The organism is Ohtaekwangia sp. (assembly GCF_036568665.1).
Taxonomy (GTDB): domain Bacteria; phylum Bacteroidota; class Bacteroidia; order Cytophagales; family Cyclobacteriaceae; genus Ohtaekwangia.
Genome location: NZ_DATCSD010000229.1, coordinates 1 through 11,839 on the forward strand (window position 1 = coordinate 1; position 11,839 = coordinate 11,839).

At 43.4% G+C, this 11,839-nt stretch carries 11 protein-coding genes; 7 read left to right on the top strand and 4 right to left on the bottom strand.

The genetic code is table 11. The features are described 5' to 3' along the window. Window positions 1–56: 56 nt before the first annotated feature. Window positions 57–773 (top strand): PrsW family glutamic-type intramembrane protease, encoded by a 717-nt coding sequence (locus tag VIN08_RS12780; RefSeq protein ID WP_331965487.1) that lies wholly within the window; start codon window positions 57–59, stop codon window positions 771–773. A gap of 8 nt (window positions 774–781) precedes the next feature. Here VIN08_RS12780 and VIN08_RS12785 read toward each other — a convergent pair whose 3' ends face one another. Together VIN08_RS12785 and VIN08_RS12790 are read right to left on the bottom strand one after the other, a co-directional pair. Continuing rightward, window positions 782–1,309 carry a hypothetical protein gene (locus tag VIN08_RS12785; RefSeq protein WP_331965490.1) on the bottom strand — a complete coding sequence of 176 codons (528 nt, stop codon included), beginning with the start codon at window positions 1,307–1,309 and terminating at the stop codon, window positions 782–784. A gap of 42 nt (window positions 1,310–1,351) precedes the next feature. Beyond that, window positions 1,352–3,730, bottom strand: a complete 2,379-nt coding sequence (locus tag VIN08_RS12790; RefSeq protein WP_331965493.1) for a GAF domain-containing protein — start codon at window positions 3,728–3,730, stop codon at window positions 1,352–1,354. A gap of 190 nt (window positions 3,731–3,920) precedes the next feature. Between VIN08_RS12790 and VIN08_RS12795 the strand changes: the two genes are divergently transcribed. Next, window positions 3,921–4,649 (top strand): hypothetical protein, encoded by a 729-nt coding sequence (locus VIN08_RS12795; protein ID WP_331965496.1) that lies wholly within the window; start codon window positions 3,921–3,923, stop codon window positions 4,647–4,649. Between the two features lie 196 nt (window positions 4,650–4,845). Beyond that, window positions 4,846–5,643 carry a pyrroline-5-carboxylate reductase gene (proC, locus tag VIN08_RS12800; protein WP_331965499.1) on the top strand — a complete coding sequence of 266 codons (798 nt, stop codon included), beginning with the start codon at window positions 4,846–4,848 and terminating at the stop codon, window positions 5,641–5,643. A gap of 1 nt (window position 5,644) precedes the next feature. On the opposite strand, the gene VIN08_RS12805 is transcribed toward proC, so the two are convergent. Together VIN08_RS12805 and tpx are read right to left on the bottom strand one after the other, a co-directional pair. Further along, window positions 5,645–6,118 carry an LEA type 2 family protein gene (locus VIN08_RS12805; protein ID WP_331965501.1) on the bottom strand — a complete coding sequence of 158 codons (474 nt, stop codon included), beginning with the start codon at window positions 6,116–6,118 and terminating at the stop codon, window positions 5,645–5,647. Between the two features lie 82 nt (window positions 6,119–6,200). After that, window positions 6,201–6,701 (bottom strand): thiol peroxidase, encoded by a 501-nt coding sequence (tpx, locus tag VIN08_RS12810; RefSeq protein WP_331965504.1) that lies wholly within the window; start codon window positions 6,699–6,701, stop codon window positions 6,201–6,203. Between the two features lie 176 nt (window positions 6,702–6,877). Here tpx and rnr point away from each other — a divergent pair, with 176 nt between their 5' ends. The 4 genes from rnr to VIN08_RS12830 form a co-directional block, all read left to right on the top strand. Beyond that, window positions 6,878–9,055, top strand: a complete 2,178-nt coding sequence (rnr, locus tag VIN08_RS12815) for a ribonuclease R (RefSeq protein WP_331965507.1) — start codon at window positions 6,878–6,880, stop codon at window positions 9,053–9,055. Between the two features lie 45 nt (window positions 9,056–9,100). Beyond that, window positions 9,101–10,075, top strand: coding sequence for a polyprenyl synthetase family protein (locus tag VIN08_RS12820; RefSeq protein WP_331965510.1), 975 nt, complete (start codon window positions 9,101–9,103; stop codon window positions 10,073–10,075). 164 nt (window positions 10,076–10,239) lie between these two features. Then, window positions 10,240–11,475: an MFS transporter gene (locus VIN08_RS12825; RefSeq protein ID WP_331965513.1), complete on the top strand. Its 1,236-nt coding sequence runs from the start codon at window positions 10,240–10,242 to the stop codon at window positions 11,473–11,475. Between the two features lie 40 nt (window positions 11,476–11,515). Next, on the top strand, window positions 11,516–11,839 hold a 324-nt coding region (locus VIN08_RS12830; RefSeq protein ID WP_331965516.1), incomplete at its 3' end, for a Gfo/Idh/MocA family oxidoreductase.

Consider the following 11,839-nt stretch of genomic DNA (forward strand, 5'->3'; position numbering starts at 1 on the left):
TATCCGCCTGTACAATAACGATTTAACCTGTAACGGATATCCATTATCTTCGCTTTATGGATTTCATTAGCCTGTTAGCCCTGGCGCTTGCTCCCGGTGTGGCCATTGGTATATATATCTATTTGAAAGATAAGCACGAACGCGAACCGCTGTTGCTGCTTTTTATAAGTTTTCTCTACGGTGCATTAAGTGTGGTTGTCACGTGGATGATCAGCATTCCGGTGAATATACTCATCATGACCAAGCCTGACGATGTGGTGCACCAGTTTGTAAATGCCTTTTTTAAAGTTGCCCTGATCGAGGAGTTCAGTAAATTTATATTCGTACGCTTTGTTCTTTTTTACAACCGGAATTTCAACGAGCCTTTTGATGGAATTGTATACGCTGTGCTGGTGAGCATGGGCTTTGCCACATTGGAAAATGTAGCCTATGTATTTCAATCAGGATTTATAACCGGTATACTTCGCATCTTTACAGCAGTGCCGGCACATGCTACCTTCGGTGTAATGATGGGCTTCTTTCTCGGTAAGGCAAAATTCACCCATCGTCAAAACCTGATGCTGAGTGTATTGGCATTGATGGTAGCTACTTTCTTCCACGGACTATACGATTACTTCTGGTTTATAGCCTATGTGCCGGGTATATGGATCTGCGCACTTGTGGCGCTCGCTATCGGGTTTGTTTTATCACGTAAGGCTATACGCCTGCATCAACAGGCATCACCCTTCATTCACCCTGACTTTGAGCAGAATGGTGAGCAGCATTCCGAGTAAAGATCAGTTCACTGAATCTTTTTCAGTGTGGCGGTCTTTTTAAAATAACCTTTCTTGATGAGGTCCAGTAATTCTTTAGGCGATGGATCGATCTGGTAAAGCGTTTCTCCTGGCAATACAGTTGAATCAACTTTTATCACCTGCGATAATTGTTTTAGCAAATCCGGAAAAGCGTTGTCTTCGGCCTGCAACATATAGCAACTGATGTCGCCATTCTTTTCCTGTTCAATAACACGTAACAGCCACTCAGGCCGATCATTTATACTGATGAAATAAAATCCTTTGTATTGCTTGATCATCAGGCTGTCGCTCAATGTGCTGCCGCCCTTCGGATCGCTCGAAGCAAAATAAGTATGGGCCTTCACCACCAGAGTATCGCGCAACGAGCGGTTATCTTCCGGCAACAGATATTTACCCTGCAGGCTTTTGGGTATACGTTGAAGTTTTTCTACTCCCTTCGGTTGTGGTTCGCGATACGTAATTTCTTTACAACCTATACATGCCAGGAGTATACAACCGGCTACAATGTTCTTCATAAAATTGAAGGTACAAAGAACAATGAAAAAGCAAAAGACGACTTAATGTATACGAAGTCCTTCTTCAATTTCTTTCAACAAGTCATCCGGTTCTGCCGCAACCGATGGACGCTGATCGTTGATTACCTGTACACGCAAAGCACGAAGTCCGTTCGCTCCGGGTAGCTCTTCGAGCTCAAGCTCTTCAACGTTGCTGGTAATAAATCCTTTTGCTGCCAGGTAATGGAAGTAGCGTTTATACTCGTCTTCTATCTTGGTCTGGTTATATACTATAGCAAGTTTACCAGGCTGTGTAAGGCGCTCCCCGGTATTTTTGATGTGTGCTTTATCGATGCGCTTCTTCACGATCTCATAGCGGATGTCGTACGCGCCATCTACATCAAACTGTTTTTCATCGGGGCGGAAACGGATCGATATAGGCTGGTCGTGCACCAATATAAGTTGCGTGATCTCCAGCGGAGTTTTCATTTTTGTTTTCAGCGTCTCAATCCTGCGGCAGGCTTCGATCATAACCAGCAGCTGCCACAGGCGAAAATTCTTCAGACCGAAAATATCGAAGGTCTTGTCTTTTACCAGCGAGCTGCCCAGGTATATAGTAAATTCTACACCATCGGTTTTATACTTTTCGAAGTAATGCGGAAACATTTTTTGAGCTTCGCTCTCGGCTTCATCCAGGTATGAGCTGATGGTGGTGTTTATCAACGCAAGACTTTCTTCAAATGCTTTTCTGCGTTTGTACACTACCCCGAACGTTGGGTCGAGGTGTGCGCGATAGCGGGCAATAAGTTTTTTAAGATCTTCTTCTCCGGCAAAGTGATCGATCATCGGGTTGATCTCCGACTTCAGAAAATCCAATACATTACTTTCATCACCGGAAGCAAGTCCGGCATTTATCTTTTGTAACTGCTCGTCTGTTTTGAAAATTACTTCATCGAGCAGCGGAAGTTTTTTGGCTTCGTGTATCTTATGCAAAAGATCTTTTGCCAGCTTCAGGTTTTGCTGTAAGTCGCGTTGTATAGCCGTGTTTCGTTCGATGGAAGAATTGCGCACATCGGCCAATCCATATAGCGGGTATACATCTTTAAAGGCAATTTCTTCCAGCGTTGCTTTCTCATCGTCTCTTCGTCTGTTCAGCAGGTTCAATCCTGCTTCGAAGAAACGCCATTGTACCGTGGGATGTATAGCGGTACACTCTTCCTGTATCAACGCTCGCACCTCGGTTGACATCTCTTCTTTCACACGCTTTACCGCTGCAGTAAACATCGGTATAGCATTCTCCAGCTTGTGTGCGCTGATCGGATTTAATTTCCCTGGTGTGGGTGATGCCAACTCCAGCATTCCGATGATCTCATCGTTATCGATGAGCGGTGCCAGGAGTATATTTTTTATACCATGCGCGAGCAACGTTTCTTCTACGGAAGATTTGAATGGATACTCCGCCAGATTCTCCACGGTAATGTGGCGCTTCTCCATCCAGCTGCGTTCGTATACAGAACCGGTATAATCGTGACAAGATCCATCGTCTAGCCCGGCCGTTACGCTGTTCCACGAATCGTGCGTTGGCTTGTTTACAATAATGTTATCGTTCGGGTCGAGATAGGCAATACCCAAGCGTATATCATTTATACCGAATAGTGAGCGGATCTTGTGTTGTATCTGCTCAAAGCTTTCTTTGCGCACCACAGCGCTGCGTTCCAGCAGATCGTATTTTATTGCCGAAAGCATCTCCTGCTCGGTTACATCTACCAGTCGTATGATCATCAGTCCCTGAAATTCGAAATCTTCCGGACGTATATACTGCAGCCACAAATCAGCATCATACAATTTTTCCATCAGAAATTTGATGACGCTGCGATCTATAGGGGTATATTCTGTTTTGCAAACTATATCGCAGAACTGGTGCGTGATCTCGATCTTATATACTTTATCCAGCTTTGTTTTAGGATCGGTAAGTGTAACGAGTACGGGTCGTGGGTTCTCTGCTATCATGCCAAAATTCTGGAACTTCTCCAATATCATCAGGCACGCACGTATAGTTTTCCCTAGCGTTACTTTACCTCCTGGTACGTTCGCATGAGCTTGCTGTTCGAAAACACTAAAGTCTACTGCACGCTTCATGGCCGGTGTACTATACAGCATCTTGAATTGAAAAGGTGGCATTACTGCGATCAAATCTGTTTCGCTGGTAGCAGAGGGGACGGCAGCCGTCATCAGAAAATCAAGAAAAGGCTTGTGCTTCAGAAATACGGCATCATTCTCTATTGGCTCTTTAAGCTCCGGAGCATTTTTAATATACGTCAGTATAGTTTCCGAGAAAGCCGGAAACTGTCCTTCAGATACCCGTTGCTCCCAGTGTTCGATGAGCTGGCGAAAGTTCAAACGCGACTTGAAGGGAAATATAGCTTTACCAGTGTTATCCATAGAGAATGCAGATGTTGATAATACGGGTGATTGAACCCAGAGTTTTCTAAAAAAGACGTATATAAAACTTTTTTAGTGTTGCTGCTAATATACGGATAACGAATGCCAAAACTTTGGGAAAATACGGCAATAAGCTTTTAATTTTGTAGCGATTACAACCACGCTCATGGTCCACGTGTCTAACAACAAAATGCCACAAGTAATAAAGTGTAGGGTGATTCTATATGTGATAACAGGTTTTCTCTGTTTTGGCTGTAGTCTGAGTGATTCTTCCTCTAATTCGGATCTTAAACTTTTAGCTACCGTTTCTGATTTCAGTCAATCACAGGACGGATGGGAAGCAGATTTTTCCGATTATCCCGCTACTGATTCTGTTAAATTCAATCTGCAATTCAGCTATACCAATCTTCCGTCAAACCTGGGTTCCGGTAAATCCATTATGCTATCAGGAACAAACTATAGCAATGATCTTTTTATGTTCATCAAAAAGAAAGTTGACGGACTGCTGCCGAACACTGAATATACTTTAACCTTTGAGGTGGAGTTTGCATCGAACGCGGCATCGGGAGGTACAACTTCCAACGAAGGCTCGCCTGGCGAAAGTGTATTTCTAAAAGCAGGTGCCGTGGCTGTTGAACCTTCAAAAGTTGTTAATGAAAGTGATTATATACTCAATATCGACAAAGGTCAACTGCTATATGGCGGACAGAACATGATTGTGTTGGGTAACATTGCTGCCGGTATAAATCCCAGTAATTATACTTTACTCACACGTACCAATGCCAACGACCTGGTGCCGTTTGTTGCCACTACTAACAGCGCTGGAGAGCTTTGGTTGATTGTTGGTACAGATTCCGGATTCATCGGAACAACCACCATATACTATACGAAGGTGAGCGTTGCACTCAGCACACGGTAATCGCTACTCTATCGTGCACCCAAACGCAAGTAAGCTGCTGTAAGCTATACGATTTTCACAGTTACACTACGGCTATACATCTCCTTCCTACAAGAATTACAACGGAGGCAGCATGCAATTAAATTTTTTGCATAGCAGATCAAAGTCGGTAAAACTTGTTTTAATTTTCATGCTGTTATAGTTCAAAACCAGCGTCATGAAACATTCAAAGATTGCCATTATCGGTGGAGGAAATTTAGGTGCAGCCATTGCAGAAGGATTGATCAAGAGCCAGTTTATTGCACCCCAGCAGATAACTGTTACACGAAGAAATATTGCTGCATTACAACCGCTGGAAGCATTGGGGGTAACTATTACCAGCGATAACCAAAAAGCGATTCAAAGCAGCGATATCATTATTGTAGCGCTGAAGCCCTATAATGTAAAAGAAGTATTGGAAGGGTTGAAGAAAAACTTTGAGCCATCGCGCCATGTTATCATCAGCGTAGTGACGGGTATATTTCTGAATGATCTTGCTGCCATTGTTGATCATGGAGTGCCTATCTTCCGCGCTATGCCCAACACCGCTATAGCGATACAAGAGTCTGTTACCTGCATGTGTCATCAGGGCGCCAGTGCCGAGCAGGTAAAATATGTTACGGATCTCTTCGATCAATTGGGTATAACCATTTCCATTGATGAAAAACTGATGGATGCAGCAACCGTATTGGGCGCGTGTGGTATAGCCTATGCGTTGCGTTTTATTCGTGCTTCTACGCAGGGAGGTATAGAGATAGGCTTCGATGCCAAAACGGCCAATTTAATTGCAGCACAAACAGTAAAAGGAGCTGCAGAACTGCTATTGAAGTTAGGTCGTCACCCGGAAGCTGAGATCGATAAAGTGACTACACCGAAAGGATGTACCATTGTTGGTCTCAATGAAATGGAACACCAGGGCTTCAGCTCATCGCTGATCAAAGGTATAGGAGCCTCGTACGATAAAATTGTAAAGTAAGCTAGAACCGTACCCGAACTTCATCTTTATACTTTACCGGCACGCGGAAAGGTATACCATGATAGGTGAGTTTGAGCGATCCTTCATAGCGTATTTCAAATTTTTTACCGCCCAAAGCACCCAACAGTGTATCGAAGAATCCAAGTTCTTTTATAGCGAGCTGTACCTCCAGCGGTACACTGAACTCACCATTGGCCGGAATTACCGTGCGGAGTTTCTGATCGATCTTGCCGGCTTTCTTACCGTTAACATATATATCTACATCAATCTTCCTGAGCTTACCTTGCTTGTTGTTGGGATTAAAAAAGATAGCCGTAGCGCGCAGCCGCGGATCGGTGTTGGCATCTACTACAACATCGCGGATCTGTTTAAGTTGCACTTCTTCGTAATCGCCTGTTTTGCACGCGTTAAGAAGTATAGTAAGAAGAATAACGGAAGTAAACCGAACGAATAAAGGAAGGATGTTGTTTGCCATGATGTTGAACGATACTATAAAAAATCCCCGCACAGTAATAACGGTGCGAGGATATAAAATGTATTTCAGATTGATTTGAGTTTTAGCCGATAGCGTTCAGGGCTGCATCATAGTTAGGCTCCTGACCAATGGCTGGCACAAGTTCGGTATATTTTACTTTGCCTTGTTTGTCGATAACCACAATGCAACGAGCGAAGAGACCGGCCAGGCCACCATCCACCATCTCCACTCCGTAGTCTTTAGCAAAGCCCTTGTTCTTGAAATCGGAGAGACCTACAACTTTATCGATCCCTTCAGCAGCACAAAAGCGCTTGAATGCGAAGGGCAGATCTTTTGATACACTCAGGATAAATGTATCCGGCTTTTCAGCAGCACGTTTATTAAAAGTACGCACCGAAGTAGCGCATACACCTGTATCGATGCTGGGGAAAATATTGAGTACAATGTTTTTGCCTGCATAGTCTTTCAGAGAATGCTCTTTCAGGTCAACGCCAACGAGTATAAAATCAGGAGCCGGTGTACCAACAGCCGGTAAATTTCCATTGGTATTTACTGCGTTCTCGCCAAGTTTAGTTTGTGCCATATTAAAAAAGTTTTAGTTGTTTCGTATCAGTATACAAGCTTTAGCAGCCCGCATTCAAAATTAATTATGTTCAGGTTATCGCATAATTTTATTTTATATAATCAGCGGCATAGTGTAGAGTGAATTGAAATGCTGATATTTAGAAGCAATATTATAATTATTTAAAACCCGCTCGCATGAGCAAGAAGAAAAAAGAAACAAAACCCAAAAAAGCGAAAGGCAAAGAGTTGAAGAAACTTTTGCAAAGCTCCATTCTCGACATCCTGGATAATGCTTCCGGCAGAGGCTATAGCATGAAGCAGATCATTAAAAAATTAGGCCTGAAGAAAAGAGATGATATAAAACAAGCGACCCTGTTAGTATACCAGTTAACCGATGACGAACGTATTAAAGAACTGGGCAATGGCAGCTTTGCTACCAATCGCCAGACAGAGGAACTCACCGGTATTGTAGATCACGTTAGCTCGCGTTTTGCCTATGTGCGTATAGGTGAAGGCAAAAAAGATATATATGTGAAAGCACGCGACATGGGATCTGCCGTAGATGGCGATACTGTGAAGCTGGAGGTATTACCCGCGCAACATGGCGATCATCCGGAAGGAAAGATCACCGAAGTTATCAAGCGAAACCGTACCCGCTATGTAGGCAAGATCGAGCTCTCGAAGAACTTTGCTTTTGTTGTTGCCGACTATCGTAAAATGCATCAGGACTTCTTTGTATATCCTGAGAATATAAATGGTGCACGCAATGGCGACAAGGTAATTATAGAAGTAACATCGTGGGCCGAAGCCGATCGCAAACCCGAAGCAAAAGTTGTAGATGTACTGGGTAAAGCCGGTGAGAACGAAGCTGAGATACACTCGATCATGGCTGAGTTTGGTTTGCCATTCAAATTTCCTGAACAGGTAGAAAAGGAATCTGAAGCGATTGATGAAGGTATAACGAAGAAGGAGATCAAGAAACGCTGGGACTTTCGTGAGATCACTACGTTTACCATCGACCCACTGGATGCTAAAGATTTTGATGATGCTCTATCATTCAGAATACTGGAGAATGGTAACTATGAGATTGGTGTACATATAGCAGACGTTACACACTATGTTGATCTGAAATCAGAACTGGAAAAGGAAGCGTACGATCGTGCTACTTCAGTTTACCTGGTAGATAGAACTATACCGATGTTGCCCGAGCGATTGTCGAATGGATTATGTTCGCTTCGCCCCAATGAAGATAAACTTACCTTCTCGGCTGTGTTTGAAATGGATGACAATGCCAGGATCAAAAAAGAATGGTTTGGCAGAACGATTATTCACTCGAACAGGCGATTTACCTATGAAGAAGCGCAAGAAGTATTGGAGACCAGTAAAGGTGATTATGTGAATGAACTGATCACACTCAATACACTGGCCAAGAAACTGCGCAAGGAAAGATTTGGTAAAGGTGCGGTAAACTTTGAAACCACAGAAGTAAAATTCAAGCTGGATGAAAAGGGAAAACCACTCGCAGTAATTCCGAAAGTAAGAAAAGATGCACATAAGCTGATAGAAGAGTTTATGCTGCTGGCCAACAAACAGGTAGCTACGTTTGTATATAACTATAAGAAAGGCAAGGAGAAGAATATATTTGTATACCGTATACACGACTTCCCCGATCCTGATAAGGTGAAAGACTTCTCGGTGTTTGCCAAACAGTTTGGTCATAACATGAACGTAGAAGAGCAATCTATCAGTCGTTCATTGAATAAACTCATGGAAGAGATCGAAGGTAAGCCTGAGCAAAATATACTCGAGCAACTGGCGATCCGTACCATGGCGAAAGCGAAATATTCAACCGAAACGAAAGGGCATTTTGGATTGGCGTTTGAGCATTACTCGCACTTTACGTCTCCTATCCGCCGGTATCCGGATATGATGGTGCATCGTTTACTGCAGCACTATCTCGATGATGGCAAGCCGTTGAGTAAATCTGATTACGAAGAGAAGAGTTTACACTCATCCGAGCGTGAGAAGCGCGCTGCCGATGCCGAGCGTGCATCGATCAAGTATAAGCAGGTAGAGTTCATGGCCTCGGCCGAGAATAAGGTATACGAAGGCTTGATCTCTGGTGTAACCGAATGGGGACTATATGTGGAGATCGTAGAAACAAAATGCGAAGGCATGATCCGCATGTCGGACCTTACGGACGACTTCTATGAATTTGATGAACGCAGCTATCGCATCATCGGCAGAAAGCGGAAGAAAATCTATACCCTGGGCGATCGCATTAAAGTGCGCGTTAAGAAAACAGATATAGACAAGCGATTGATAGACCTGGTCTTTGCAGATACAGTGACAAAAAAATCTTTCGAAGATTAAATCAATTTGCCACCTTCGCGGGTTATTACCGCGCACGTACTTTCTATGCAGCAATTGAAACTCTACCTTTCTCTATTGGAGAAAGAGATCGCGAAGCAAAAATATGGCAAGCAGCCGGCATCACTCTATGAACCCATCCGGTATCTGATGAGTTTGGGTGGCAAGCGTCTGCGCCCTATGCTCACGTTGCTGTCGTATTCGCTTTACAAAACCGATACCCCCTCCGTTGTGCCGTATGCAGTAGCCGTAGAGGCGTTTCACAACTTCACGCTGATGCATGACGACATCATGGATAATGCGCCCTTGCGCAGGGGAAATCAAACGGTGCACGAGAAATGGAATGTGAACACAGCCATCCTCTCCGGAGATGTGATGCTGGTAAAAGTATATGAAATGTTTGCATCGCTCGAACCAGCAACACTAAAAGTTGTGCTCAAAGCTTTCAACCAATGCGCTGCCGAAGTGTGTGAAGGCCAGCAGTGGGATATGGAATTTGAAACCACCGATAAAGTTACCGAAGCACAGTATATTAACATGATCAGGCTGAAGACCGCTGTATTGCTGGGCTTTAGTTTAGAGCTCGGTGCTATACTGGCTGATGCTCCTGAAGAAGATCGTGTTGCTCTGCGTGAGTTCGGAACCAACATCGGTATAGGTTTTCAATTGAAAGATGATCTGCTGGATGCGTATGCCGATCCGAAAAAATTTGGCAAGCAGGTAGGTGGCGATATCATTGCCAACAAAAAAACATTTCTGCTTATCAAAGCCCGCGAGAAAGCAACGGGCAAGACCAAGAGTGAATTAAACACGTGGCTCGCGGCAACGAAGTTTAACAAACAGAAGAAGATAGCTGCTATAAAATCCATATACGACCGGCTTGATGTTCCGGCCCTGACGGAGAAAAAAGTAAATCAATTTTTTAAGAAAGGGTTTGATAGTCTTGACAGGCTATCCATTCAATCTGAAGCTAAAACAGTTTTAAGGCAATACACAGAGGCTTTAATTGAGAGGCAGTCCTAATTCTATACAGCGCTTATATGAAATCAAGCAATAGTCTATTGCGATGAGTGGCAAGCCACTCATCATATTTAGATGGTGTGCGAAGGACACACGTGTTGATTTTCTTATGAGAGGTTTTATAGATTCAAATCATCCCTGTATATTTCTTCATACTTATTCTCACTATGAAGTTAACAACCCGGATACAATTGTCGCTGATGATGTTCCTGCAATTTTTTGTGTGGGGAGCATGGTATGGGCAGATGAGTAAATACCTTACCAATCAACTTCATGCTACAGGCGATCAGGTAGGAAGTGCGTATGCAGCATTTTCCATTGCTATGATAGCAGCACCGTTTTTCGTTGGGCTGTTGGCTGATAGATACTTTGCCGCTCAAAGGGTATTGGCCGTGCTGAACCTCTTGGGTGCAGCATCGCTTTTTGTACTGATCAATATACATGATCCGGATATATTTTTCTGGGTAATGCTCGTATACTGTTTTACGTTTACTCCTACTATTGCGCTTACCACATCTATAGCCATGCAGCAAATGAGTAACCCGGAAAAACAGTTCCCTGCTATTCGTGTTTTTGGTACCATTGCCTGGATCGTGGTGGTGAACATTATCGGTTTTATGGCGGTGGGAGATCAGGTAACTATATTCCAGTTTTCTTTAGTGGCTGCAGCAATATTGGGAGTGCTTGCTTTCTTTTTGCCCAATACGCCACCTTCAGCAACTGGTAGAGTAACATTTTCGCAGATCATTGGTAAAGATGCTTTCGTGTTATTTAAAGATCGCTCATTCTTTATCTTCTTTATATCTTCTATTCTTATTTGTATACCCTTATCGTTTTATTATGCGTGGGCCAATCCGTCATTAACCGATAGCTATATAGCAGCGTTTCCTCAGATGGACCCGAAGGGATTTAAGATTGAAAACAAAATGTCGATGGGTCAGGCGTCAGAAGTAATTTTCATGTTGCTTTTACCATTCGCATTTCAAAAGTTTGGCGTCAAGAAAATTCTTATCATCGGATTAATTGCCTGGATAGTACGCTTTTTGTTTTTCGGTTATGGCACTGCCGATACTTCTGCATGGATGCTATATATCGCTATTCTGCTCCATGGTGTATGCTACGATTTCTTTTTTGTAACAGGTCAGATATATACCGACCTGAAGGCAGGGGAGAAGATCAAATCGCAGGCACAGGGATTAATATCGCTGGCTACTTATGGAGTGGGAATGTTTATAGGATCGATCATTTCAGGTAAAGTAAAAGACCTTTATTCAACAGGAGATCCTGTGGTAACGAACTGGACAAATGTATGGCTGGTACCAGCCGGTATTGCTGCCGTTGTGTTGTTATTATTCCTGTTATTCTTCCGTGACAATAAAACTCGCGCACAGCAAAATATATAAGAACTGGATTTTGAAAAGATATAACTAAAACTACACCACTATGAACATCGCCATGCTTGGTTCCGGTTTCATCGGACGTTTTTATGCAGACTCATTGCAAGGCTACAGAAGCAAAGACAAGATTGTGAGTATTTACTCACGGAGAGAAGAGAGCGCAAAGAAATTCGCACAGGATTATAAAGTTGCTTTTTCTACCACAGTGATGGAAGAGGCGATCAATCGTCCGGAGGTAGATATAGTATGTATATCATTGCCCAACAATCTGCACGAAGAAGCGGTGATGCTTTGCTGCAAACACAAGAAAGGTGTAATCACTACAAAGCCGCTGGGCCGTAATGCAGAAGAAGCGAAGCGCATGTTGGAG

What these genes read in the sequence shown, in the direction of transcription:
- VIN08_RS12805 (WP_331965501.1), bottom strand. Translation starts at nt 6,118, where the DNA reads ATGGCAAACAACATCCTTCCTTTATTCGTTCGGTTTACTTCCGTTATT.
- VIN08_RS12790 (WP_331965493.1), bottom strand. Translation starts at nt 3,730, where the DNA reads ATGGATAACACTGGTAAAGCTATATTTCCCTTCAAGTCGCGTTTGAAC.
- VIN08_RS12825 (WP_331965513.1), top strand. Translation starts at nt 10,240, where the DNA reads ATGAAGTTAACAACCCGGATACAATTGTCGCTGATGATGTTCCTGCAA.
- VIN08_RS12820 (WP_331965510.1), top strand. Translation starts at nt 9,101, where the DNA reads ATGCAGCAATTGAAACTCTACCTTTCTCTATTGGAGAAAGAGATCGCG.
- tpx (WP_331965504.1), bottom strand. Translation starts at nt 6,701, where the DNA reads ATGGCACAAACTAAACTTGGCGAGAACGCAGTAAATACCAATGGAAAT.
- VIN08_RS12785 (WP_331965490.1), bottom strand. Translation starts at nt 1,309, where the DNA reads ATGAAGAACATTGTAGCCGGTTGTATACTCCTGGCATGTATAGGTTGT.
- VIN08_RS12795 (WP_331965496.1), top strand. Translation starts at nt 3,921, where the DNA reads ATGCCACAAGTAATAAAGTGTAGGGTGATTCTATATGTGATAACAGGT.
- VIN08_RS12780 (WP_331965487.1), top strand. Translation starts at nt 57, where the DNA reads ATGGATTTCATTAGCCTGTTAGCCCTGGCGCTTGCTCCCGGTGTGGCC.
- proC (WP_331965499.1), top strand. Translation starts at nt 4,846, where the DNA reads ATGAAACATTCAAAGATTGCCATTATCGGTGGAGGAAATTTAGGTGCA.
- rnr (WP_331965507.1), top strand. Translation starts at nt 6,878, where the DNA reads ATGAGCAAGAAGAAAAAAGAAACAAAACCCAAAAAAGCGAAAGGCAAA.